This is a genomic window from Paraflavitalea sp. (genome assembly GCF_059502485.1).
On record NZ_JCACET010000011.1, the window covers coordinates 693,324 to 719,636 of the forward strand.

Annotated in this window: 17 protein-coding genes; 5 read left to right on the plus strand and 12 right to left on the minus strand. The window is 48.2% G+C overall.

The window, feature by feature from the left end; all coding sequences use genetic code 11:
* The first annotated feature begins 53 nt into the window (after positions 1-53).
* From AC5JBY_RS30595 to AC5JBY_RS30610, 4 genes are all read left to right on the plus strand, one after another.
* Complete coding sequence (locus tag AC5JBY_RS30595) at positions 54-1,847, plus strand: hypothetical protein (protein WP_495908504.1); 1,794 nt, start codon at positions 54-56, stop codon at positions 1,845-1,847.
* Positions 1,848-2,091: 244 nt separating this feature from the next.
* A complete protein-coding gene (locus AC5JBY_RS30600) occupies positions 2,092-3,729 on the plus strand; it encodes a TldD/PmbA family protein (protein ID WP_495908505.1) in 1,638 nt (545 codons plus the stop codon).
* Between the two features lie 65 nt (positions 3,730-3,794).
* Positions 3,795-5,132: a TldD/PmbA family protein gene (locus AC5JBY_RS30605; protein ID WP_495908506.1), complete on the plus strand. Its 1,338-nt coding sequence runs from the start codon at positions 3,795-3,797 to the stop codon at positions 5,130-5,132.
* A gap of 90 nt (positions 5,133-5,222) precedes the next feature.
* Positions 5,223-6,866 (plus strand): TldD/PmbA family protein, encoded by a 1,644-nt coding sequence (locus tag AC5JBY_RS30610; RefSeq protein WP_495908507.1) that lies wholly within the window; start codon positions 5,223-5,225, stop codon positions 6,864-6,866.
* A 102-nt stretch (positions 6,867-6,968) separates the two neighbouring features.
* On the opposite strand, the gene AC5JBY_RS30615 is transcribed toward AC5JBY_RS30610, so the two are convergent.
* The 10 genes from AC5JBY_RS30615 to AC5JBY_RS30660 all read right to left on the minus strand — a co-directional run bounded on the left by AC5JBY_RS30615 (position 6,969) and on the right by AC5JBY_RS30660 (position 22,863).
* The gene (locus AC5JBY_RS30615) at positions 6,969-7,514 is read right to left on the minus strand and encodes a DUF4276 family protein (protein ID WP_495908508.1); all 546 of its coding nucleotides are present in this window, start codon (positions 7,512-7,514) and stop codon (positions 6,969-6,971) included.
* Complete coding sequence (locus AC5JBY_RS30620; protein ID WP_495908509.1) at positions 7,511-8,710, minus strand: AAA family ATPase; 1,200 nt, start codon at positions 8,708-8,710, stop codon at positions 7,511-7,513. Before AC5JBY_RS30620 ends, AC5JBY_RS30615 begins: the two co-directional genes overlap by 4 nt.
* A gap of 370 nt (positions 8,711-9,080) precedes the next feature.
* Entirely contained in the window at positions 9,081-9,893 is an 813-nt protein-coding gene (locus AC5JBY_RS30625) for an SDR family oxidoreductase (protein ID WP_495908510.1), read from the minus strand.
* A 226-nt stretch (positions 9,894-10,119) separates the two neighbouring features.
* Entirely contained in the window at positions 10,120-10,908 is a 789-nt protein-coding gene (locus AC5JBY_RS30630) for an alpha/beta hydrolase (RefSeq protein WP_495908511.1), read from the minus strand.
* A gap of 164 nt (positions 10,909-11,072) precedes the next feature.
* The gene (locus tag AC5JBY_RS30635; RefSeq protein ID WP_495908512.1) at positions 11,073-12,302 is read right to left on the minus strand and encodes an endo-beta-N-acetylglucosaminidase H; all 1,230 of its coding nucleotides are present in this window, start codon (positions 12,300-12,302) and stop codon (positions 11,073-11,075) included.
* 189 nt (positions 12,303-12,491) lie between these two features.
* On the minus strand, positions 12,492-14,132 hold the full coding sequence (locus tag AC5JBY_RS30640; protein ID WP_495908513.1) for a SusD/RagB family nutrient-binding outer membrane lipoprotein: 1,641 nt from the start codon (positions 14,130-14,132) through the stop codon (positions 12,492-12,494).
* Positions 14,133-14,202: 70 nt separating this feature from the next.
* Entirely contained in the window at positions 14,203-17,322 is a 3,120-nt protein-coding gene (locus AC5JBY_RS30645) for a SusC/RagA family TonB-linked outer membrane protein (protein ID WP_495908514.1), read from the minus strand.
* 170 nt (positions 17,323-17,492) lie between these two features.
* The gene (locus AC5JBY_RS30650; RefSeq protein WP_495908515.1) at positions 17,493-20,891 is read right to left on the minus strand and encodes a SusC/RagA family TonB-linked outer membrane protein; all 3,399 of its coding nucleotides are present in this window, start codon (positions 20,889-20,891) and stop codon (positions 17,493-17,495) included.
* A 62-nt stretch (positions 20,892-20,953) separates the two neighbouring features.
* Positions 20,954-22,225 (minus strand): FecR family protein, encoded by a 1,272-nt coding sequence (locus AC5JBY_RS30655; protein WP_495908516.1) that lies wholly within the window; start codon positions 22,223-22,225, stop codon positions 20,954-20,956.
* Between the two features lie 44 nt (positions 22,226-22,269).
* Complete coding sequence (locus AC5JBY_RS30660; protein WP_495908517.1) at positions 22,270-22,863, minus strand: sigma-70 family RNA polymerase sigma factor; 594 nt, start codon at positions 22,861-22,863, stop codon at positions 22,270-22,272.
* A 436-nt stretch (positions 22,864-23,299) separates the two neighbouring features.
* Here AC5JBY_RS30660 and AC5JBY_RS30665 point away from each other — a divergent pair, with 436 nt between their 5' ends.
* Positions 23,300-24,202 carry a VOC family protein gene (locus AC5JBY_RS30665; protein WP_495908518.1) on the plus strand — a complete coding sequence of 301 codons (903 nt, stop codon included), beginning with the start codon at positions 23,300-23,302 and terminating at the stop codon, positions 24,200-24,202.
* A gap of 79 nt (positions 24,203-24,281) precedes the next feature.
* Here the strand turns inward: AC5JBY_RS30665 and AC5JBY_RS30670 are convergent, their stop codons facing one another.
* Positions 24,282-24,992: a formylglycine-generating enzyme family protein gene (locus AC5JBY_RS30670; protein WP_495908519.1), complete on the minus strand. Its 711-nt coding sequence runs from the start codon at positions 24,990-24,992 to the stop codon at positions 24,282-24,284.
* Positions 24,993-25,241: 249 nt separating this feature from the next.
* Positions 25,242-26,309 carry an acyltransferase family protein gene (locus AC5JBY_RS30675; protein ID WP_495908520.1) on the minus strand — a complete coding sequence of 356 codons (1,068 nt, stop codon included), beginning with the start codon at positions 26,307-26,309 and terminating at the stop codon, positions 25,242-25,244.
* Positions 26,310-26,313: the final 4 nt, after the last annotated feature.

Genomic DNA, 26,313 nt, shown 5'->3' on the forward strand with positions numbered 1-26,313 from the left:
AGCCAGAGGCTGGCGACTGATGAGAAAACCAACTAAATATGATAAAGTAATTGATGAAAGCAGAAACAGGTATTATCATCGCTTCGCTGCTGCTGGTCTTTTTTCTTGTGTGGAAGGAAATAAAGAGACCGGCAAAGGCCAACCTGTTCCTGCGCTTAGCGGCCAGTATACTGGCGGTGGCGGCGCTGGCTTGCATCGTATTACCTATTAGGTATACAACCAAGCAATCGGCCCGGCAAACCGATGCAGCTATTGTACTGACGCCGGGTTATGATAAGGATAGCCTGAATGCTTATAATGAATTGCAACGCTATACTACGTATACGCAATTGGCAACTGGTGGCAATGCATTTATTCCTGAATTATCGTGGTTCTTATCTGAACATTCCTCCCTCAATGAACTGCATGTATTTGGTTATGGATTAAGGGATGAAGAGCTCGCCATTGTACAACAGTGGGGTATCAAGGTGCAATATCATGTGCCTGCACCTCCGACAGGTTTTACAGCTGCCGGCTGGCCACGGCAATTGCACCAGGGTGACTGGCTGGAAGTGCAAGGGAGTTTTTATAATAGCGGAAAAGAGAAGACAAAGGTCGTGCTGACCGGCTTAGGCTCCCGGTTCGATTCTGTGTCCATCGATGGGGATGCTGCGCAAACGTTCAGGTTGCGGTGCAAACCTGCTCACCTTGGCAGCACCGTGTATGAGATGGAAGCATCGCAAGCAGGCAAATCAATCGTTACAGAAAAGCTGGCTGTACAGGTATTGCCTGCCAGTCCCCTACAAGTATTGTTGTTGTCTTCTTCGCCTGATTTTGACAATAAGTTCCTGATTACCTGGCTGTATGAAAATCAGTATAGGGTTGCTGCGCGCAATACCATCAGTAAAAATAAATATGGTCAGCAGTTCCTGAACAGGGAGGCGACGTCCTTACAAAACATATCTACTTCCCTGCTGGAAAAGTTCGATGTCGTGATTGCGGATGACGCAGCCCTCGTGGAATTGAATGGCACTGAAAGAACGGCGCTCATCACACAGGTGCAAAAGGGATTGGGGCTGATCCTGCAAACTGACAGTACTGTTTCTGTCAACAGCTTTGCTGCCGGGTGGCAGATCAGGAAGCAGCCCGGTGCTGTGACCAGCGCACGCCCGCTTGCTATGCCTGCCGTTTTTACCACCACCTCTCCGCTGTTACCCACGCAATGGCTGTCGATTGAAAACAACCGCCGGGCACAGCCTCTGGTCATGGACGACAAGGGGACTGTTGTGGTGTCATCGGCACTGGCCGGCGCCGGCAAACTCGTGTTGAATACCGTCAATAATACTTATAGCTGGATACTGAGCGGCAACCAACAGGATTATGCCCAGTTCTGGTCGCTGCTACTGAACAAGGCTGCCCGCCGGGCGCCGCAAGAAACCCGGTGGCAACAGGTGACTGCTTTCCCCTCCGTGGGCAGTCCGGTTGAGCTGACGCTGGAAACAACTGTCACCAGCCGTTTACCGGTGCTGGAAACGCCCGACGGCCAGGTGCCGGTAGCGCAGCATGCCTGGCAGCCACATACCTGGACAGGCGCCTGGTGGCCCGTACAACATGGCTGGCAGGCTGTAACTCAAGGACAGGACAGTCTCCGGCTGTATATTTATGAGCAGGGTGACTGGGCTTCTGTGCGGGCTACCGACCGCATCATGGCCAATACGCGGTATGCCGCAGTTTCCGGTGGCGGAGGGGCGTCTAAAGAACTGGCAGGCGGACAGACAACAAAAGAATTACCACCGGTCATTTTCTTTGTGGTTTTCTTATCTTGTTGTAGTTATTTGTGGTTTGAGGGGAAGAGAGTGCAGAGTTGAGAGTTGGGAGTTCAGAGTCAGGAGTCAAGCCCCTTGAGTTGAGAGGCGATGTGGCTGGAAGCCACGGAATAGGGCTGCGAGGCTGCAAACCTCGCAGAGCGGCGTTTGCTTCGACAGGCTCAGTCTTGCAGAGCGACGCACTACTTGGTCTGGCCGCTTTGAGCGGCCTGACTGTAAGTTTGGATAGATCTGTTTAAATAATATCCCTTTTTTGTAACCAATTAAAACTGCGGAGGAATCTACTTTGAAACGTAAAGATTTTATCTACTACACGGGGATGAGCCTTGGCTCGCTCATGCTTCCCAAGCTTCCTGCTTTCGGGCGGGAGATCGACCCGGCAGAAGCACTGCAGGGTATGGACGCAGCCGCCAATAAAGAGTTGTCGGACGTGGCTTTGAATGCTGCCAAATCCAAAGGAGCCACTTATGCCGACGTACGTATTGGCCGTTACCTGCGCCAGTTTGTAGCTACGCGCGACAAACGTGTTCAGGGTGTAGCCAACACCGAAAACTTTGGTGTAGGTATCCGGGTGCTCGTTAACGGCGCCTGGGGTTTTGCCGCCACGCACACTGTTTCCAAAGATGCTATTGCTAAATGTGCCGAGCAGGCTGTAGCTGTAGCGAAGGCTAATGCCAAACTCCAGGGTGAACCGGTTCAGCTGGCCCCTCAAAAGGGATTTGGTGTTGTGAGCTGGAAGGCGCCTATCGAGATCAACGCTTTTGAAGTGCCTATTAAGGACAAGGTTGATCTGCTGCTGCAGGTGAATGATATTGCTATCACCGGTGGCGCCAGCTTCGTTACTGCGATGATCTCTGCCGTAAATGAACAAAAATTCTTTGCTTCTACTGATGGTTCTTATATCGACCAGGATATTCACCGCATTTACCCCAACTTCAACGTTACCAAGATAGACCGCACGGCGGGTAAATTCATGCAGCGTAATTCTTTCAGTGCTCCGATGGGCATGGGTTATGAATATATGCAAGCGCGTCCGCAAGATAAATTGTCCGGCATCGTAACGCGTTATAAAGACCGTTATGATATGCTGGAGGATGTGAAGAATGCTACCAAGGATGTTGATGATAAACTGAAAGCAAAATCTGTAGAGCCCGGCAAATATGATGTGGTGCTCGATCCTTCTCACCTGTGGCTCACCATCCACGAGTCTGTTGGTCACCCCACTGAACTTGACCGCGTGCTCGGTTACGAAGCGAACTATGCCGGCACCAGCTTCCTGACGCTGGACAAATGGCAATCGAAGAAGTTTAACTTCGGTAGCAAACTCGTGAACATCGTAGCCGATAAAATGCAGAAGGGTTCTCTTGGCGCTGTGGGTTGGGATGACGAGGGTGTGAAGTGTAAAGAGTGGGAACTTATTAAGGATGGTGTGCTGGTGAACTATCAGGCTATCCGTGATCAGGCGCATATCATTGGCCTGAAGGAATCTCAGGGTTGCTGCTACTCGCAGGGCTGGGATGATATCCAGTTCCAACGTATGCCAAACGTATCACTGCGTCCCGGCAAGCAAAAGCTGAGTGTAGAGGATATGATCAAGAATGTAGAGAAGGGTATTTACATCATTGGTGATGGCTCCTACTCTATCGATCAGCAGCGTTACAACTTCCAGTTTGGTGGTCAGACTTTTTACGAGATCAAGAATGGTCAGATTGTTGGTATGCTCAATGATGTGGCTTACCAATCCAACACGCAGGAGTTCTGGAATTCCTGTTCGGCCATTTGTGATGAAAGTGATTACCGTCTTGGTGGTTCTTTCAACGATGGTAAGGGTCAGCCTTCACAGAGCAGCGCCGTATCGCATGGCAGCTCTACTGCCAGGTTCAATGGCGTGAATGTGATCAATACCGCCCGGAAGATCGGGTAAAAGGTTTCGACAAGCTCAACCTGACAACTAAATTTAAATTCTTTCAAAAGCATAATAAATCTATTATGGCAATTTTAAGTAAAGACGAAGCTCAAACGATCCTCAAGAAGGTGTTGAGTTTTGCTAAAGCCGATGAAACTGAAGTTAACCTCGGCGGTTCTCAAAGTGGCAATATCCGTACTGCACGGAACGCCGTTTCTACTGCCGGCGAAGTAAGCAACCTGAGCCTTGGTGTTAGTTCTTCTTTTGGTAAAAGGACCGGTAATGCCACCATCAATGAGTTTGATGATGCATCACTGGAAAAGGTGGTTCGCCGTGCTGAAGAGCTGGCCCGCCTGGCACCTGAAAATCCGGAGTACATGCCGCTGCTCGGCCCTGCTACTTTTAAGGAATCTATCGGGTTCAATAACACTACTGCTGCTATGACGCCTGATACGCGGGCTGAAATGGTGGCGAAGAGCCTGAAGGTGGCGAAGGATGCCAAACTGGAATCTGCAGGCTTCCTGCAAAACAGTGCCGGCTTCCGCGCTATGATGAACTCTAAAGGTTTGTTTGCTTATAATAAGAGTACTGATGTTTCTTTCTCTATCACTGTTCGTAACCAGGAAGGAACCGGTTCCGGCTATATCGATCATAGCTATAATGATGTAAGCAAACTGGATACGCTGGCGCTCACGAAGATCGCTGCCAACAAGGCGGTTACTTCTGCCGGTGCGAAAGCCATCGAGCCAGGCCGTTACACCGTGATCCTGGAGCCACTGGCTGCCAGTGATATGTTGGGTGGCATTATCCGTGGTTTCGAGCAGCGTACTGCTGATGAAGGCCGTAGCTTCATGAGTAAGAAAGGTGGCGGTACACGTCTCGGTGAACGCCTCTTCGATGAGAAGGTAAATATCTGGAGTGATCCGATGAACCCTGACTTACCAGGCTCTACCTGGAGTGGTGATGGCATGCCTGTTGAGAAGACTTCCTGGGTAGAAAATGGTGTGGTGAAGAACCTTGCCTGCAGCCGTTATTGGGCGCAGAAGAAGGGTATTCAACCATTGTCTGGCCCCGGTGGTGGTCGCTTTGGCGGTGGTGGTATGATCATGGGTGGCGGTACTGCTTCGCTGGAAGACCTCATCAAGAATACAGAAAAGGGTATCCTCGTTACACGTTTCTGGTATATCCGTATGGTGGATCAGCAAACGCTGGTGCAAACCGGCCTCACGCGTGACGGAACTTATTATATCGAGAATGGCCAGATCAAGTTCCCTGTAAAGAACTTCCGCTTCAATGAGAGCCCGATCATCATGTTGAACAACGTGGAAGAGCTGGGCAAACCTGTTCGCAGTGGTTCTTCTATTTTGCCTCCAATGAAGATCAGGGACTTTACCTTTACTTCTTTGTCTGACGCTATTTAATAAAGCATAGAGGTGATACCTTCTTTCGCCACGAAAGCGAAAGGTGTCACCTCTTTTGCTGACTATTAATCTTCCGATTAAAAACTACTAATGAAAAGAAGAAACTTTATCGGCCTGGCAGGTATGGGCGCGGCAGGTGCACTGTTGCAAGGCATGCCTGCTATTGGCAGAACCATTTCTGAAGCGGAAGCGCTGGTGATACGTGCCGATGCTGCAGCCAAAAAGCGGATGGCCGATGTGGCGCTGCAGGCTGCACGGAGCAAGGGTGCTACGTATACGGATGTTCGTATCGGGCGTTATCTCAACCAGTCGGTAGTGACGCGCGACAACCGCGTGCAGAATGTGGCTAATACTGAATCGTATGGTATTGGTATCCGCGTGATCGCTAATGGCAGCTGGGGCTTTGCTGCTTCTGAAAAAATGGATAATGACAGCATTGCTAAAACGGCTGCGCTTGCTGTGGCTATTGCCAAGGGCAATGCCAAGCTGCTCACTGAACCAGTACAACTGGCGCCTCAAAAGGGTTATGGAGAGGTAAGCTGGAAAACACCGATCGAGAAGAATGCTTTTGAAATCCCTGTTAAAGAGAAGGTTGATCTGTTGCTGAGCGTGAATGATGCGGCACTAAAGGGTGGCGCCAATTTCATCAATGCGGCACTGTTCATGGTGAATGAGCAGAAGTATTTCGCCAGCTCTGATGGTTCTTACATCGATCAGGATATTCATCGCATCTGGCCCACCTTCACTGTTACCAAGACAGATAAAGCAACGGGCAAATTCCAGACGCGTGATGCTTTAAGCTCTCCTATGGGCATGGGCTATGAATACATGTACGCTTTACCTGAGCATAAATTAACCGGTGGCCCTACTACATTGTACAAGGGTCGCTATGATATGCTGGAGGATGTGCAGGCTGCTACCCGCCAGGTAGCAGAAAAGATCACTGCGAAGAGTGTAGAACCCGGCAAGTATGATCTAATATTAGATCCCACGCACCTGGGTCTCACCATTCATGAATCTACCGGTCACCCTACGGAGCTTGACCGCGTGCTTGGTTACGAAGCCAACTACGCCGGCACCAGCTTCCTGACGCTGGACAAGTGGAAGACGAAGAAATTCAACTATGGCAGCAAGCTCGTGAATATTCATGCCGACAAGCTCATACCCGGTTCTTTGGGTGCTGTTGGTTATGATGATGAGGGCGTGAAGTGTGGTGAATGGGAGATCATTAAAGATGGTATCCTTGTGAATTATCAAACTATCCGCGATCAGGCGCATATCCTTGGATTGCCTGCCTCACAGGGTTGTTGCTATGCCGATAGCTGGGACAGCATTCAGTTTCAGCGTATGCCCAATGTATCGTTGATGCCCAATGCGCAAACACGCAGTGTGGCTGATATGATCAAGGGTGTGAAGAAGGGTATTTATATCCTGGGCCGTGGCTCCTACTCTATCGATCAGCAGCGTTACAACTTCCAGTTTGGCGGTCAGCTGTTTTATGAGATCAAGGATGGCCAGATCGTTGGTATGCTGAATGATGTGGCTTATCAATCGAATACGCAGGAGTTCTGGAATAGCATGACTGATATTGCCGACAAGAATGATTTCCGTTTGTTCGGTACGTTCAATGATGGTAAGGGTCAGCCTTCGCAATCGAGTGCTGTATCGCATGGCTCTTCTACTGCGAAGTTTGAAGGGGTAAATGTGATCAATACGGCGCGGAAGATAGGGTAAAAGGCAGCGAGCATAAAAAACAACGCCCTGATCAATGCTTACTTATTAGTAATTATTGATCAGGGCGTTTAAGTTGAAAAGGTAGTTATTGAAGGACAGAAGCTATTTCTTATTCCTCAAGCACTCGATGAGGCTTGCGTATTCCGGGAAATCTTTTTTAAGCTGTACGGCGTTTAACCGCTTTAGCAGTTCAACTCCGTGCCTAACCTTATGGTAGGTTCCCTTTTTGGTATGCTTTGTTAATCCCTGTAAATATTCGTCTGGATTGGAAAATTGTTTTGCGTGCTTTTTAGGGATTTTTAAGCTGATCTTTTCTCCATAAAATTCATCCAATACGTTGGGCTGAGAAATAAAGAGGGCTTCCATTTCGGCAATCATATAAAATACCGCTGTTTTCCTGTCAAGAAGGTTATAGATTGCCAAATCTTTCTCAATATCCTCTTCATTGGTACTATCCAGGTCACAAAATAAAGTAGCGCCTGCAAGGTTTCTGAATTTGTTAATGGCCTGCGTTTTACCTTCTCCCATAATGATGCGAGGCATAGTGCCCTGAAGATCCTGAGAAAATAATTTATTGAACCCTTCCCGAAGGTCTCCATTATTGGTGTCTTTAGCACCCTCAATAATAATAACTTTACTATTACTCAATACCTGTTCCCTCCTATATCGCCAGCTCTCCACATATTGCCCAGACTAAAATCCTCATACCATCCTTCAAACTCCTCCTTTGTATGTGTAAGTACTACGGAAGCATTTTCTGTATTCTTTTCAAACACACGCACATGCTCTATTTCAAAGTGGTTTAAAAGCTTGTCTGAATGTGTAGGAATGATAAGAGAGCTTTTTCCAGAAGCATCCAAAATTGCATTTGAAATAGTGGAGATCATGTCTGGATGAAGGCCGGTTTCAGGCTCATCAATGCAAATCAAACTACCGCTATCAGGATTATACAATACAGAAAGCAAACATAAAAACCTCAATGTACCGTCAGAAATATTAGACACATGTACAGAAGAATTGAAATTAGATTCTTCAAGCATCAATTCAATGTTACCACCGATAAAATTGAAGTCTATATCTTTAAATTGTGGATTAACTTCATTGAGCTTTGCAATTATTTGATTGAAAACATTCTTATTGCTTATTTTAAGCGTATTCAGTATTTGCGGCAGGTTAGCACCATCAGCAAGAAGCTTACTTTCCGAAGTGGCAAGTATAGGTCTTCTGATCGGACTAGTGGGAGTTGTGTTGAAATTAGTATAAATGGCAATATCTCCGATTTCTTTACGCAAAACTGACAAATGAAAAAATCTATAAGAATCGAATATCTTAGATAAAGCCAATTCTGTAGATTCTACCAAATTTATGTAACTAACACTGTTCCTCTCTTTATTACTATTCTCTTCCATCAAAACACCTCTCCCATTTTCAAAATGCAGAAGATCAAAGATGGTGTCTGTATTCTGAAACTTCACCTTTTCTTTTACATAATAATTATTAGTACTTGGCTGTTTAAATAATATAATCGAATATATTACATCATCCGGAAACTCATCACCATATTTATTAAGTACATCCTTATCGAACCGGAAAATCAGTTGAATTGGTTCGGCCTTTTTAGCACTACTTCCTTTATAAAAAATATTATCAAAGCCTCCCAAAGTATCAATAACATGCTTTTTAAGCCCAACACCTGATACACCTTCTTTTAACAAAGCGATAGCTTTTAAAAGATTGGATTTCCCCGAGCCATTTATACCTACTGCAATATTCACATCCTTATTGAGAGGGATAGTACAGTCTTTAAAACTATAGAAATTCCTAAGCGTTACTTCCTTGATCATAGTCACAAATATATACAGTTCTCCCATCCAGACAGATTTTTGAGGCCTAAAAGGGCTGATTAGACGTCCTTATACCCTTAAATGAGCCAGTAGGAAGCTATTTTGGGGCAGTTTTCCTGGGAACAGGCTTATTTTTGTCAGATTTCACGGCTTTCGAAGCTTTCTTAATCTGGAATTTCTTCACAGGAGCATTCTTCATCACCTTCTTCCCCATCCATCTACCGAGAAAGCTTTCTCAGACAGGACTTCACAGGGGAATATACCGAAGTAATTAGTAAGGATTTAAAAAGGATTAAAAGGAAAAGGCCGTCTCCTATGTTTGTAAATGTAGGAGACGGCCTATCTTAATTTCCAGGTTATACAATTTCAATCAAATAGTATTTGTCCAGGCTTTTGTCATGCTGTCTTTCAGCATGTCTTCCACGAATTTTGGAAACACGTTGCGGAATTTTCCCGTGTCGGCAGGTATTACTCTCACCATCTCATCGATCATATCCTGCGGGACCAGCTTCCAATCGGGTGAATCGAGCTGCTTCTCGATCTCTGCTTTGAGGTCTGCTTTTTTGGTGAAGTTCTTGTCATCATCCAACCAACGGAACGACGTTTCCAACATGGTTTCATTGAAGCCTGTGGTAAATGCTCCGGGATTTATCGTTTGTACCTGAATGCCATATTTCTTTAGTTCCTGCTGCATGGCTTCTGCCATGGCTTCCATCGCATGTTTGGTGGAGCAATACACGCCAAAGTGGGCTGGCAAAAACAGTCCTCCCATGGAAGAGAGGAAGACGATCTTGCCTTTCTTCTTTTCTCTGATGAATTTTGCAACGAATTTCTGAGACAGGGCCAGGGGGGCAAAATAATTCGTCTCGAAGTTTTTATGTACCAATTCTATTGGTGTTTCGAATATGGGTCCCGTTTCTCCGATGCCTGCATTGTTAACGAGGATATCGATGTCCCATCTCAGCGAGTTGCTTACATCATAAGGGTCCAGAACATCCAGTCTTTCAACGCGCAGGTTTTCTGTAAGTCCAAGTTCTTCTGCTTTTTTACGAAGGGCTGTTGCCTGTGGATAGATGTGTACGCCTGCAATTACTTTGTGGCCCAGTTTAGCAAGTCCGATGGCTGTGCCTTCTCCCAATCCGGAGCCTGCTCCGGTAATCAAAATTGTTTTACTTTTTGCCATGATGATAAAATTTAGTTGTGCTTAATTAAATCCTTGCATGGTCAAAATTGAACACTATTGCTTTGTTGTCAAAATAGCCTGCGTGATAGGTGCTATCACTTAAATAGTACATGTGGTGGTATAATAGCAAGAGGTGACACCTTTTGAAAAGGTGTCACCTCTTGCTATGTAGGGTGAGCCGCCTTTGGAAAGCGACCCACCCTTTTTTTTTAACAACTGTATGAATCTATAGCTTACTGAGCCAATCTAAAATGTAGTCTGCATCTTCTTTCCAGGTAGACTGTCCTAACACGTAGTGGTTACGGCCCTGAAACTCTTTGTAATCGAGTACGCTGCCGTTCTTCTTGTATGCTTTGTAATTCCTGTAGTTGAGGTGTGGTGGTATGATATTGTCTTCGCTGCCTGATGTGATCAGCAATGGTACGTGGGGCTTTGCCCAATCCAGTTTCGCCATCGAGCTCAACCCACCTCTTGCTACTGTTTTAGATTCGGGAATGGTGTTGGCCTCCCAGGTAGCTTTTTGTTCTGCGAGGGGCATACCGTTTACGAATGCGTACTGCCAATCTTTGAGGGACATCAGATAGGTTTTCTTGATGGAGGTGAAGAGCCCCAGTGATTTCCAGCCTGCTTTGAGGAAGGAGAACTCATAAGGAAATACGCCCAATGGTGGCACCGGGTGGATGGCTACGCCTGCGACGGCATAACCACGATTTACCAATACCTGTGTCATCATGCCGCCAAGGGAATGCCCGATGATGATAGGTTTTTCGGGAAGGCTTTCGGCATGTTTTGCATAGGAGTCGATCACTTCTTTGAGTGTGGTGGTGGCCAACGCTACATCATTAGGCTGCCGATCGCGTAATTCTTTGGCGGTATTTCCTTCTTTATTGGGCCATGGTGGTGCGATACATTTATAACCTTTGCTTTCGAAGTATTTGATCCAGTCGTCCCAGCCGCGGTGGATCACAAAGGCGCCGGTGACGAACATAATGTGCTTGGAAGTGATGGATGACATATAGGTTGTGTTTTAACTGTTCAAAGCTACCTATGGTTGTGCGCCGGCTCAATAGACAATACGGGGGAAGTGTTGTACAATTCATCGTGGGAATAAAGAAGGCCCCGTGCAGATGAACGGGGCCATGACTGTGAAACTGCGAACGCGTAACTGCGTAACTACTACTATTGGATGCGTACAGAAGAGACTACATCATTGGCGTTGGGTGACAACGTTGTGAAATTGGCATTGCTGGAGGTCAGTGTCCAGGAAGTGCCACTGAAATTGTTGTTGGAATACATGATAACCGTCCAACCTGCCGGGATGGTAACGGAGGACGCCCAATCGTTGACAAAGCCATAGGCCTGCAACTGGGACAGTGTATAATTTCCTTTGGGTATACTGCTGGTGGCTGTTCCTCCATTGTTCGTATGTTGATAGAACTTAACGCCAGTGGCGCCACCGCCGCCATTATACACTGTGGGCTGATTGTAAAGCACATTGCTCACGTTGGTTAAGTAACCAGATACATCATTGTTGGGCAGGTTGTACCAAAGGTAAACGCCGTAGTTGCCATTCTTTGTTTGGTTGGCCAGGTTGGTGGCGGTCGAGGCACTTGTAGCCGTTATATTCACTGCTGCAGGTCCAAGGCTGGCGGCTGTGAGGCCGGGCACATTGGGCACTGAGAAGGTACCATATATCGCATTCCAACTATAGTTGATCTGGGAGCCTACTGTGACGCCGTTGTAGGATAAGCGCGAAGCGGCCGGTCCGTAATAATAGAATGAAATGATCTTATTGGGCATCAACTGGCGCAGGGCTGTTATGAGGTACACAAAGGAAGAAGCATTGGGCTGGCCCGTACCATTGACGCCGTAGTCGGCATATTCATCGTCGAAATCAATGCCGTCCAATCCGTAGGTGTTTACTGCATTGGCCAGTTGCTGGGCAAATGCCTGAGCTGCTGCCTGGCTGGGGAAGTTACAAAAGCCAGCTCCCTGGTGATTACCTAAGATGGACAGTAATACTTTGGTTCCTCTGGCTTGTACCGGCTGTATGGTAGTAGCGCGGTTGTTGAGCACATTGGTGACCTGCGGGTTGAAATACAGGACGGCTTGTTGTGTAGAAGTGTTGTAGTTGATGTTGGCGGCGAAGATGATGCCGATGTCGAACAATGCCTGGCCGGTTGCGAGTGAGTACTTGCCTACGTTACTAAAATCGTTGTTGTTTACTTCTACGTATACTACGCTTTTGGCGCCGCTTACGCCCACTGCGTTGAGGGCTAAGTCTTTGTCTGCGTTGGGAATGGTCTCTTCGGGGAGGTGGTCCTTTTTACAGGAATAAGTTAAGACAGCAATCGTTGTGATGGTCAATACAAGAAGGTTCTTCCTGATTGACTGGGATAGGTTTAACATGATGGTGATTTTAGGATAAGAGAATTAGAGATTAGCTGTTGGCTTTTAGCTTTTAGCCTTTAGCTGTTAGCGAAATGCACGTTTGCTTCAATAGGCGTATGTTTTTAGGTGAAGTAATAAACAGAGAAGCCCGGGCCCGGCGGGCCGGGCTTCTCTGTTGAATGTATGTTATAAGGGAATTAGTCTTGTTTATGGCTTCTTATCCCACCATACTTTGGTGCCTGGGTTATCGGGGCCGCCTAAGGTGGCGATGGCCTTATCGTAACCGGCTTTGTTGCTGTTCTTGAACTTGGAAGGTATGGGCAGGCGTTTGATAAAGCCTATGACCTGTCCGTTGCTATTGTTTACCACAACAGGGAACAACTTAGGATAGCCAGTGCGGCGGAACTCTGTCCACGCTTCCTGTCCGTCAGGATAAAGAGCGATCCATTTTTGTGTGATGATCCTTTCGAGTTTTTCTTCTGTGCCGCCGGCAGCATTCCACTTGATCGTGATCGTGCTCAGGTTCGCATTGCCTGCCGGTACGTTGTTCGCGCCAGCCACTTGTGATTTGGGATCTACATAGGGGGCTGCTTTGCTCACCGCGTCTGCTTTATAAGTTGTTGCTGAACCAGCGCCCCACTCTTCGAAGGAACGGTCGATGCCGGTTTCGTAGGCTGTTTGCATGTCGCCTGAATTCGTCCAACCTCTCAGGGCTGCTTCAGCTTTGAGGAACCAAGCCTCTGCAGCTGTGGCGATCTTGGCTTTGCCGCCTGCTTTGTCGAAGTAGTCGCTGCTGGCTGCTTTGGCTATCGGTTTGGAATAGCCCTGATAGCGGGCTTTTGCATCGATGGCTACACCATTGCGGATACCGATGAATTGTCCGGTAACGGCTGCATCTGACGCGGGCGCCAGTATCTTGCTGATCCGTGGATCGCTGTAACCGTTCAGGAAACTGCCCAGGGGCGCGCCTGCACGGATATCGTCCCAATCGTTGATGATCACGCCTATCGGGCTTTCTGTGCCGTATGTTACCAATGCATTTTCGCTCACTGCTTCCAACAGTCCACCGCTGGCTGTAGCCAATGCTTTTTCGCCTTGTGTTTTGGCAGTGGCTGCATCGGCATAAACGATGCGGAGGGCCAGGCGCAATCTCAATGTATTGGCAAGTTTCAACCATTTGGCAGGGTCGCCGCCGTAGATCATGTCGGCTTTCTTGAAGGCGGTACCTACTTTTTTGGTGCCTGCTACATAGGGTTTCAGGTTGTCTACTGCGATATCGAGGTCGGCAAAGAATGCTTTGTAAGCGTCTTGTTGTGAATCGTAATCTACTGACAGGTCAGCATTAGGCTTACCGAATTTGGAATAGATCACGGGGCCGAAGATATCCGCCGCCTTGTGCATTTCGATCACGTTGAGGATCTTCGACATCGCGGTTGCGTCTGCCAGATCCGCCGACTTGTATTCTGCTTTGAACTTCTCGTAATCGGCATTGCCCTGCATTACGCCATCGTAAGCGATGTTGAGTATCCATTCATTCCATCCGTCCATCATGAAATAGTTCCCGTTATTATTTCCCCCGTTGAACGGTGTGGGACTCATCATGTATCCGCTATAGATGTCTGCGTTCAGGTTTTGTTGTAGCTGGTATTGCCAGTTTACATAGTTGACCAGGTTGCGCTGTGCGTTTTGCAGCGGTAGGATCACTGCCTGGAAGTCGGCGAGAAATACGTCGGGCTTAACGCCTGCCGGGTTGGTATTGGTTTCCTGGAAGCTTTTGGAACAGCCCGTTCCCAACAGTGTGACTACTGCACAGGCGGCGGTTATTTTATATAAAGATGTCTTTAACATGGTTTAATTCGTTTAAGCTTTTTAAAATCTTTGCTCAACCCTTCGACAAGCTCAGGGTGACAATTGATCATTAAAAGGTGCATTTGAGACTGAGGCCATAGCTTCTGTAAGCTGGCAATCCAAATGCATCGATACCTACGCCACCGGCATTTACGCCTGCTACTTGTTCAGGATCGAATGGCGCATCTTTCTTAAAGAAGAACAGGTTGTTGCCAATTGCTGCTACGCGCAGGTCTTTCACCACTTTACCGTTGATTGGTATGCGGTAGGTGATGGAAATCTCGCGCATTCTTACGGCAGTAGCGCTGTATGTGTATGCTGCTCCGGCAGGTGTTTTACCTCCTATGTACTGATAATAGGTCTTGGCATCTACTGTTCCGTTCCAGGCATGGCCTGCATCATCTACTGCATTGTCGATCTTCACTGTGTTGCCATTGTTCCTGGCATCGGCTGTTCTTTGGCTAACGCCCATTTGATCGAGGTAGCCTTGTGTAATGCTCAACACCTTGCCTCCAAATTTTCCGTCTATTAAGATACCGAATGTAAAGCGATCCCAGGTGAAAGAATTATTCCAACCGGCGATCAGCTTGGGATTGGGATTACCGATCAGGCTGTCAACAAACAATGGCAGGTGTGTAGTAGCATTTACTATTACACGGCCCTGATTGTCGGTTTGGAAGGTGCGGCCATAGAGGTCGCCAAAGGTACCACCTTGGCGCAGCATGGTGTAACCACCGCTGGCGCCCAGTGTATATCTTGTATTAGCATCCACACCTTTTACGATAGCAGGATCGAAGAGTTCGACGATCTTGTTCTTGTTGTGTGACAGGTTAACTGTTGTAGTCCAGGTGAACTTCTTGTTGTTGACGATCTTATAAGAGAGTGATGCTTCGATACCCGTGTTGCGGATATTGCCCGCGTTGATATCTGCTTTGGTGCTGGTGCCCACCAGCAATGAAATGCCGCTGAAGTATTGGCGGGTCGTATTTGATCTGTAATAAGTAAGATCAACAGTAAACTTGTTTTGCACGAAGGCCCATTGTGTACCTATTTCAAACGACTTGTTCTTCTCTGGTTGCAGCTGCAATCCTGGCACTGTTGTAACCGGGCTGCTGGCTGGTGGATTAGCAATGCCTCCCATATTGAAGGTGTACAATGGATAGGTGCTGAAGGCAGCCACGTCATTACCTACTACTGCGTAAGAAACGCGGAGCTTGGCAAAGTTAACGGCAGCTGGCATTTTAAACAGGTCGCTCAATACACCGCTTGCTCCTACGGAGAAGTAGTTGTAGCCTTTTGTTTCTGTTGGTGTGAAAGCGAGGGTGGATGACCAGTCGTTGCGGTTGCTGAAATCGAGGAAGAATTTGTTTTGATAGTTGAGCTGTACGCTACCAAATACGGAGTGTATCTTCCTGCGCACGGGCGTATTGCTGTTGCCATCGTAGTTGCGTACGTCGATGGTGGCTTTGTCCAGTGCAGACTCGAGGAACACGTTGGGAACAGTGGGTGAACCATTCACTGTCAGCATTTTTCCTTTCTGGTCCTGGATGGCTGAACCTAATGTAAAGTTTACGGAGAAGTCGCTGTTCAGTTCTCTTTCTCCACTTATCAATACGTCACCATATAAGGAGGTTGTATTAGTTTTGGTGGTGTTCAGGTTACCATTGAACCGGGCGAGTGTGCCTTGTGTAGAGGCGTATATGTTGCGCTGGTAATCGTTGATGAAGTTGTTGATATTACCTCTCGCCTGGATGTTGAGCCAGGGTGTGAGGAGGTATTTTACGGAAGCGGAAGCGTATATGCTCTGATTCTTATTATCTACCGTGTTGCGGTTCATCGTCCAGAATGGGTTCTGCTGGTAGTCTTGACCGCCCCAGCCGCCGCCATTGGCCAGGTCTTTATCATAATTGATGTTCCACCAGTTTTGTGCATTGAGGTAGCGTGAGGGTGAGAAGTATTCGTAGTTTTTGAACTGGTTGAAATCAAGTCCACGGGGGAACAGGTACAAACCAGTGAGCGGGTTGTAATAGATGCCCGGCGTGATACGGTTGTGTGCGTTCTGGATGCTTCCGGTGAAGGTTCCATCTATTACCAGCTTATCCTGTAACAGTTTGGTCGTTTGCCTAAAGGTGAGGGTATGTTGTTTAAACGTGCTCGTAGGCAGAATTCCTTTATTATCTGTGTTGGAATAAGAGATATAGTTGGAGGTGCGTTCGTTGCCTGTGGTGAGGCTCAGGCTGTTGATGAACGTGAGGCCCGTTTGGAAGAAGTCTTTTACGTAATCGCCTGCGGGGTTTGCGGCTCCTTTAGCGCCCCAGCTGTCTTCACTGCCCGGGCTCGTAGCATCCGGCGCGGTGGATTGTTTGTAATCGTATTGCAGCTTGGGCAACACATAGGCTTTGTCCATCGTAACGCTGCTGGAGAAGTCTACGCGCGCTGTGCCTGACTTACCTTTTTTGGTGGTAATGAGGATTACGCCGTTGCTTCCCTGGCTGCCGTAGAGGGCTGATGCCGAAGCGCCTTTCAATACCTGCATGGACTCGATGTCTTCCGGGTTCATCGTACTCAGGATATCGCCCGCATCGGGAGCTCCGTTGTACAGACCGGGATCGGGCCCACCGGTTTGATTAGAGATCGGTAAACCGTCTATTACATACAAGGGCTGACTGTTGCGTGTGGACCTATCACCGCGCAATACGATGCGCACTGAACCGCCCACACCGCCTGATGTACGGTTTACCTGTACACCGGCTACTTTACCATTCAAGCTGTTGAGCACGTTGGTATTTTTCACCGTATTCATGTCTTCGGTGCTGATGCCTTGTGTAGCGTAAGTAACGGAGCGTGATTTACGGGTGATGCCCAACGCCGTAACGACTACTGTTTCGAGGTTGCGGGCATCTAAATCGAGTGTAATGGACAGGTCGCTGGCGCCTGCGTTGGCGGCTATCACTTTTTTGGTGTAGCCCGTTGACGTTATTTCGAGGGAGTCACTATCGCCGCTTAATGTAAGTGTGAAGCGGCCATTATCGTTGGTGGCTGTGCCTGCACCATTGCTTTTAGCTTTGATGGTAGCCGCAGTCACCGGCTTACCATGGGAGTCTGTCACTACCCCCGACACCGTGCGGCCCTGGGAGAATGCCTGTACGGAGAAAAATAGCAGCAGGAAACCAAGGAGCGTTCGTTTCATAAGCAATCTTTTTAGAGTTTTGGTGATTGTTCAGTCCTCCAAAAGACTCACTGCTGAAAAAAGAGTACCTATTGGTTTGGAAAATATTTTAGAGTCGGCAATCGGCAGTCGTGAATCGGCAATGTTTCGGTATAGCCTTTCGACAAGCTCAAGGGCAGTTTTCTTACTTTTTACAGAGAGTATTGCAGGCTGAAGCCGACGCTGCGGTAGGCGGGCAGGCCGAAGACGTCTACTCCTACTCCACCCGGGTTTACGCCGGCGACCTGTTCGGGATCGAAGGGGGCGGAACGTTTCAGGAAGAAGAGGTTTTGCCCGATGATGCCTAACCGTATGTCTCCTATCTTTTTATTGCGCAGAGGCAACCGGTAGGCAATGGCCAGCTCGCGCAGGCGGATGGCGGTGGCGTTGTACATGTACACTTCTGCCAGTGGTGTTTTTCCGCCTATAAATTTATAGTATACTTCCGGATCGAGGCCGCCCTTCCAGGGGGCTCCAGATTCATCGACCGCATTTTCAATGTATACCAATTCGCCTTTGTCTCTTGCTTCGCCTGTTCTGCGGCTCACGCCAAACTGGTCCATGTAGCTTTCAGCAATGCTGAGTACCCTGCCGCCAAACTTACCGTCGATCAACCAGCTGAATGTGCAGTTCTTAATGGAGATGCTGTTTTGCCAACCTACGATCAGTTTGGGATTGGGATTACCCAGATAAACATCGTCTACCTTAAAGGGCAGTCCTGTTGAAGAAGATACGATGATACGTCCTGAGGCATCTCTGCGAAATGCGCTGCCATAGACGTCGCCGTATGAGCCGCCTTGTTTGAGGATGCCGTCGTAGCCACCCGTGCCTCCCTGGAGGCGATACAACTGGTTGGGCGTAGTGGAGGGTATGATGGCGGGATCGAATAGCTCGATGACTTTATTGCTGTTGTGTGAGACGTTGAAGGTGGTAGTCCATTCAAAGCCTTTTCTTTCAATCACTTTGTAGCGCAGGCTGGCTTCTATGCCCATGTTGCGGATGTTGCCGCTGTTGATATCGGCATAGCCGCCTGAGCCAACGCCCGGCGGCAGGGCCACTCCTTTGAAGTATTGGTTGACGATATTGGACCTGTACCAGCTGGCATCCAGCTGCAACCTGTTGTTCAGTGCTTTCCATTGTAGTCCGATTTCCAGCGAACGGTTTTTCTCTGGTTTAAGGCCAAGCCCCGGCACTGAAGTAATTGGTGCGCTTCCCGGCGGTGTGCCGTTGCCCATCGTAAATGTGTACAAGGGGTAGCTGCTAAAGGCGGCGATGTCATTGCCCACTACTGCATAGGAGGCGCGGAGCCGCAGGTAGTCGATGAATAACGGTAACGGCACTACTTCGTTGACCACTACTGCCGCGCCGACAGAGAAATAGTTGTAGCCACTTTTTTCGGATGGAGTATAGGCGAGTGTAGACGACCAATCGTTTCTGTTAGAGAGGTCCAAGTATAGTTTGTTCTGGTAATTTACCTGCACTGTGCCGAAGAGGGATTGTACTTCTTTTTGTGCGGGGTTGTTGATCTTTTCGTCGAAGTTGCGGATATCGATCGTGCTTCTATCGAGGGCAGATTCCAAGAAGACATTGGGCACTGTGGGTGAACCAAATATCCACAGCATTTTACCGGCGTGGTGTTGTATGGATGTACCGGCGGTGAAACTCAGGTCCCAGTTGTGGTCTAATTTCTTATTGCCGCTTAACAGCAGATCACCGTAGGCGGTAGTATTGGATGTCGTGATGGTGTGTAATGCACCATTGAACCTTGACAGGGTGGCTTGTGTGGTGGCGTATATATCGCGCTCGTATTCGTTGTTGAAATGGTTGAAGTATCCGCGGGCCTGTAAATTGAGTGTGCTGCTGATGTGGTATTTCAACGAGGCAGAAAGATAGGCATGTCTGTTCTGATTTGTTACGGGGTTGCGGTACATTGCCCAGTATGGGTTTTGCTGATAATCCTGTCCGCCCCAGCCGCCGCCATTGGTGAGGTCTTTATCGTAATTGATGTTCCACCAGTTTTGCGCATACAGGTAGCGGGTGGGTGAAAAGTATTCGAATTGTTTGAACTGGTTGAAGTCGATACCACGGGGCAGCAGGTATAGGCCTGTGAGCGGGTTGAAATAGATGCCGGGCGTAAGCCGGTTGTGTGCTTTTTGAATGCTGCCGAGGAAGCAGCCATCTACCGTGAGTTTATCGTTGAGGAACTTGCCCGTTTGCCGGAAGCTCAGTGTATGCTGACCAAATTTGCTGGTGGGCAGTATACCCGTGTTCCTGGTATTGGAATAGGAAAGGTATTGTGATGATTTGGGCGTGCCGCCTGTAATGCTGATGCCGTTGATAAAGGTGACGCCTGTTTGAAAGAAGTCTTTTACATAATTTCTATTGGGCACAGTCGCATCTTTCTCACCCCAGCTGTCTTCACTGCCCGGGCTGCCTGCATCTGCGACAGCAGACTGGCTATAGCTGAATTGTTCATGCGGAAAGATAATTGGCTGTTCGAAGGTGACGCTGCTGGAGAAGTTGACTTTTGTGGCGCCGGGTTGACCGCTGCGTGTGGTGATCAGTACTACGCCATTGCTACCCTGGCTGCCGTAGAGGGCTGAAGCGGCAGCGCCTTTCAGGATGCTTACGCTTTCGATATCATCGGGATTGATGGTGCTGACAATATCGCCGGCATCGGGGGCTTCGTTGTACAAGCCTGCTACCGGTCCGCCCGTAGGATTCACAATCGGCAGACCATCCAGTACATATAATGGCTGACTGTTGCGTGTAGACTTATCTCCCCGCAGCACTACGCGAACAGAACCGCCGGCACCACCGGAAGTGCGATTGACCTGCACACCACTTACTTTACCTGTGAGGCTGTTCAGGATATTGGTGCTTTTTATCGTTGTAAAATCTTCGCTGGAAACTTTCTGCGTAGCGTATGTGAGCGAGCGGGTCCTTCGTGCTATGCCCAATGCCGTTACCGTGATCTCGTCGAGGCGCTCTTCCAGTTTTACCAGCTTCACTTTGATGTCGGCTGAGTTGTCTGTTACACAAATTGTTTTGTGGTATGCTTCGTATCCTACGAAGGAGATCATGAGGGTGTAGGTGCCTGGCGGTACATGTTCTACAACAAAGTTGCCGGTAGTATCTGTTTGTGCGGCGCGTTTTATTTCCCGCAGCATGACGGAAGCGCCCGCCAGCGGGACGCTGTCTTTACCCAATATACTACCCTGGATAACACGGAGCGCTTTATCGCCCGTAGTGGGTGATTCTCGTTCTTTGATGACGATGATGTTATCGGTAATGACGTAGGTAAATGGCAGGTCCTTGAGGCAATAATCCATGACCGTTTCTACCGGTACGTCGCGCATGTCGATATCGATCTTGCGATCGTTCTTGATGAGCCTGCTGTCGTAGAAGAGTGAGAGGCCGCTTTGTTTTTGTATGAGGTTGAATACTTTGCCGAGGGGGATGTTCTTTTCTACAATAGTTACCTTCTGGGCATAGGTGTCCAGGTTTAGTAGCAGTAGTAGTGTAGTAAGCAGAGCAATGTTGATCCGCATTCCGGCAGTTTACAGGACCTAATTCGAATAGCTATAGCAATTTATATCTTTTTTATTAACTGTTATGGATAAACCAGCAAACGTCGCTGATCGATGGTGCAATTGATGCCGCCTTGCTTGAGGGCGTTTACGATCCCTGAGAGTTTGATGGTACGATTGATCGTTCCATTGAACTGTCCGCGGCTGGCAGCGGAGTCTTTGTACACAATATCAACGTCGTACCAACGAGACACTTGCCTCATGATTGATTTTACGCTGGCATTGGTAAATTGAAAATAGCCTTCTTTCCAGGCGATGGCTTCGTCGATATCGGCTTTCTGAATCCCGATTTGAGCAGATTGCGCGGCTTTCGTGACCGGATCGGGTTCAACATTGATTACAGCTTGTTGGCCTGGCTGCAGTATAAAGGTGGACTCAATTCTGTCGGGCGCCGGAGGGGGAACATTTGAAGCTGTTACGCTTACTTTACCTTCGAGCAGGGTTGTTTTCCAATCTTCCTGTGGATAAGCGCAAACATTGAAATGGGTGCCCAACACCTGTACATCCGCCAGCATGGTGCGTACAAGAAAGGGCCTTTTGGCGTCTTTGGCTACTTCGAAATAGCCCTCTCCTTCCAGTGTTACGATCCGCTCTTTATCGGTAAATTCTACCGGGAAGCGCAAAGTGGAGGCTGCATTGAGCCACACCTGTGTGCCATCGGTGAGGATGAGCTGGTATTGTCCGCCGCGTGGTACGACGATCGTGTTGTATATGGGGCCGGAGGTAGGATTGGTGGTTGCGGAGGTGGTTGTTTCGTAAGCCAGCTGCCCATCTTTTTGCTTAGCAATGAGCGTTTGTCCCTGCACTTTTAAGGCGCCATTGGCCAGGGTATCGAGGCCTACGACCGTTCCATCGGCCAGGATGAGGCGGGCTTTGTTGTGACCGGGGTCTACATCCTGTTGTTGGTTGGGGTTGTTACCTGTCAACCCTGATGCAGCTTGTTTATTGCCGGGCCACAGATAAAACGCGGCGATGGCGACTGCAACGATCGCGGCCGCGACAACAACCTTTTTCCACAGGGCAAATACGGGGGCCTTGGGTTGTTGCACCGGTAATGGTGGTGCATCGTTTAGTTTATCGGCATTGAGAATGGCATCGACCATGCTGTTGGCGCGCTCTTCATTGGGGATGGCATGACCGGCGCTCTGGCTGGCCAACAATGCCACTACCTGCTCTGTCATCTCAAAATTCTCATCCCGCTTCAGCTCCTCTACCAGCCAACGCAGCTCCTCGTCACTGGCCTGTCCGGCCAATGCTTTTTGCAGTATTCCTTGTAAATGAGCTTCCTGTGACATGGGTGTTGGCTGTTTAAAGTTATTAAAGACGCTCAGGACCTCTTTTAGTACCTATGGATCATGAAAAAAATCAGGAGCAGCGTGTGTCCTGCCTTTTCCAGGTATTCCCGGATGTATTTGAGGGCCCTCACGAGGGTGTTTTTTACTGATTGTTCGGATAGCCCCATTTCGCGGGCTATCTGGTCGGTCTTGTAACCGCTCTCCCTACTCAATCTGTACACTGTTTTTTGCTGTTTTGGCAACTCATCCACCGCTTTTTTGATCAGCGCCTCGGTATTCTTAAACGCCATGAACAGTTCGGTATCGTCGGTATTGGTTTCTGTAGCAGCAAGGCGGGCAATGGCTTTTACATGGATGGTTTGGTCTCTTAAGTAAGTAAAGGCTTGCAGGTATGCAATGCGCAGCAGCCAAGCACGCGGGTTGCGGATCTCTTTGAGTTTATCGCGGTGTATCCACAGGCGTAGAAAGGTTTCCTGGATGATGTCTTCTGCTACGGAGCCGGACTTGGTGACCTGGACGATCATGGGGTAAAAGGAAGGCATGTAGAAATGAAAGACCTTCCTGAAGGCGGATTCGTCGCCTTCGGCAATTTGAGTGAATAACCATTTTTCGTCTGGCAGTTGGGTGCGGGCGTCCACAGGTGCAGTCCTTTATACAAATAAAAGTATTTTAAAGGAATGTGTCAATTTCTTTGTTTGACAGAGGCGTTTGCATCGCCGTTTTCAATGTTGTTACTTTCTTGTACTGCTTGCAGTTTTTTTTGTTACTTTCTATTGCGCTGCATGCAGGCTTTTTGCGCAATGCGCAGGATTGTCACTTTCTTTTCCTTGATGAAAAGAAAGTAACCAAAGAAAAATCAAGTCAGGCCCGATCGCTCCGCGCGGCCTGACTGGCCACGCCTCTCCAAGGTGTAACATTCTTTATGTATTTTATGCTCCCAGTCACTTCTGGTGTAGCATTCCTTATTTATTACATACTTCCAGTCGCTTTGGGTATAACATTCTTCACTTATTATTTGCCGGTATAGCTGTCCAGAAGACAAAAGTTAGTGCTACATTTAAGAAACCCCTTCCGATGAGACAATTATTGCCCTTACTCTCTTTCTTATTCTTCGCTTTGCTGGTGGTGGTGAATGGTGCTACTGCACAGGTCGACCAAATGACGCCACACCGGGTTGGTATTATCGTGAGTAATGCAGATAGTGCCGTGGCCTGGTATCAGCAACATCTTGGTTGCCGGTTGTATAAGTCGATGGATTTTCCGGAATATGATAGTTTGAAGATCCGTTTTTTGCAGCATCCTTATTTTGAGATTGAGCTGGTGGAGAAAAAGACCTCCGTGTCTGTCAAAAAACTGCTGCCGGATTATGATATCAATAAAGCGCCGCTGCAAGGGTTGGCTAAAGTCGCGTTCCGTGTGCCTCGCATCAAGGAGGTGTTTGCCCGCATGCAGCAAAATAACGTGCGCATCACCATTGGTCTGACCCATGACAAGACTTTCAACACCGACTTCTTTATGATCGAAGACAGGGATGGGAATATGCTGCAATTCATCGAAGAGAAGAGTGCCGAAAGGCATTTCATCGCGCTATTAGTAAAAGACCTCGACGCTTCGCTGGCATGGTACCGCGACAAGCTCGGCTTTACCGTAATCGACACGGTGCATGTGACAAGGGCTAATATAAAGGCGGCTATCCTTTCCTGGAATGGGTTATTGCTTGAGATGCTTCAAAATCCTAAAACGGTTTTGAATAGCCGCATTAAGCAGCTACAGCCTGACAATGTGGGTAACCAAGGTTTTCTCAAGCTGGGGTTTTATGTGCAGGATCTGGAGGGGTTGCAGGCACAGCTTAAAGGCAAGGGTGTGAAGATCAAGTATCCTGTTTTGACAGCTGATGGGTTTTCGCGGAAGTTGAAGTTGTTTATTGTGGAGGATAATGAGGGGAATATGGTGCAGTTTTATAATTATGTAAACTGAGATACTTCGGCTTCGAAAGTTTCGGTGCGTGAAGACACGCACCGAGGCGCAGAAATCTCCCGGCCGGATATTCGGTATACTAAAGGGAAGAAGCGAGCCGGAATCCCATAGCGCCGTAGCCGACCTGGACGTGGATGCGATAGGCTACGCGGCTTATAGCGGGTTCGCTGGCCCAGTTGCCGCCGCGGATAACACGACGCGGCCCGGTTGCAGGACCCTTTGGATCTTTTACCGGACTTTTACTATAATAGTTTTCATCATACCAATCGTTGCACCATTCAAATACATTGCCCGACATATCATACAATCCCAATTCATTGGCCTCTTTTTGTCCAACAGGATGCGTATTTGATCCGCTATTGGCAGCAGTCCAGGCTACCGCATTGATATCATTACTACCTGCATATTCAAATTTCCTGCTCTTTGCACCGCCTCTTGCAGCATACTCCCATTCTGCTTCTGTCGGCAGGCGATAGTTCTTACCAGATAGGTCATTCAACTTTTTTATAAACATCTGTACATCATCCCAGCCTACAGCTGTGACCGGGCAATCCATACAGTCTTTACGACCAGCAGGATTGCTGCCCATCACCTTTTGCCATTGCGCCAGCGTAGTTTCATACTTAGCTATTTTAAAAGGGCGCAGCGTAACATTATGTATTGGCTTTTCATTATTATTCTGATTGCTACCCATAGCAAACCTGCCGCCCTGCACCGTTACCATATCCGGCTCATTGATATTTTCAGTTGCACTGGTCGTCGTGGCAGCATTAACAGCGATTTCTGACATCCTGGAGTTGCCTTGCCAACACCGCGTACCTACAGCCGCCATAAGCAGAAGTACTATTAAACTGTATTTCAGTGTTGGATTTTTTGCCGGCGTTTCCCGAACCGCTGGATTGTAGCTATTTTTTTCATTTTTCATATCGCATCAACATTGATTCAGCAAAACTACTTTGATCCTCTCTGCTTGAAGGGTCGGGATTGTAAATTAAAATGTAAACGTTGTAAATTATTGTACACTGGCTTGAAGTATCCCCTATCGCCGCACGAATTTGTTGGTTAAGTATTTTCTTACCGGGGTGTCGTACCATTTCATGACTGTCCAGGCGACGAGGATCATGATGGTGGTGCCGCCGATGATGACGAGGGCTAATTTTCCATTACCGGGTTTGTAGGTGTTGTAATAGTTGGCGAAGATCCAGATGCCAGCGTAATGGGTCATGTATAATGGATAGGACATGTTGCCGGAGAAGTCGCAGGCTTTTTTCAGTCGTGGTGACAGTGTGGAGCCAGCGCCGAGGGATACCAGTAAGGGGAAATAGAATAGTACGACCAGCGTTTCTACCAGCCAGTTGTATTTGAAGAAGGGCATGAGTAATGCAGCTGCTAACAGGATTGACAAGCCGATAAAGCCCAGTTTGTTTTTGATGATCCAGTTGAAGCGATATACCAACAGTCCGGCCAGGAAGGAATAGGCTACGCGCACGCCGCCATCCCAGGTGTTGTCTTTCCCCCACCCGCCCATGAGGTTGGTGGCACGGTAGGCTACCAGGCCGATGCCAACGGCGGCTATCGCCACCAATATGATCAATAATCGCTTGCCTACTTTGTGGAGTACAAAGGCATAGAATATATTGGCGATGTATTCCCAGAAGAGTGACCAGGCGGGTGCGTTGAATCCAAACTGGTTGAAATACCTGTCTTCCATCACAGGCATGGGGATCAGTAAAAGGGAGCAAAGGAACAGGAACAACAATTTACCTGCTGTGTATACGACGGTGTTAGCAGCAAAGGGATCGAGCCAGAAGCTCAGTATGCCCAATACAGAACCGAATATCACCAACGGATGCAATCTGATAAGCCTCAGTTTGAAGAACTGCGCAGCGCTCATTTGGCCGATGCGGTTGTCGTAGGCATAGCCAATGACAAAGCCTGAGAGACAGAAAAAGAAATCGACGGCGAGGAACCCATGCCCGATAAAGTTTTTGCTGTAGTCGGGAATGGCGCATTCCATGAAGTGGAATATTACTACGCCCAGGGCGGCAATGCCTCTCATGCCATCGAGGATGGCGAAATGTTGTTTGTTGGTGCTTGTCGTGGTCATAGGG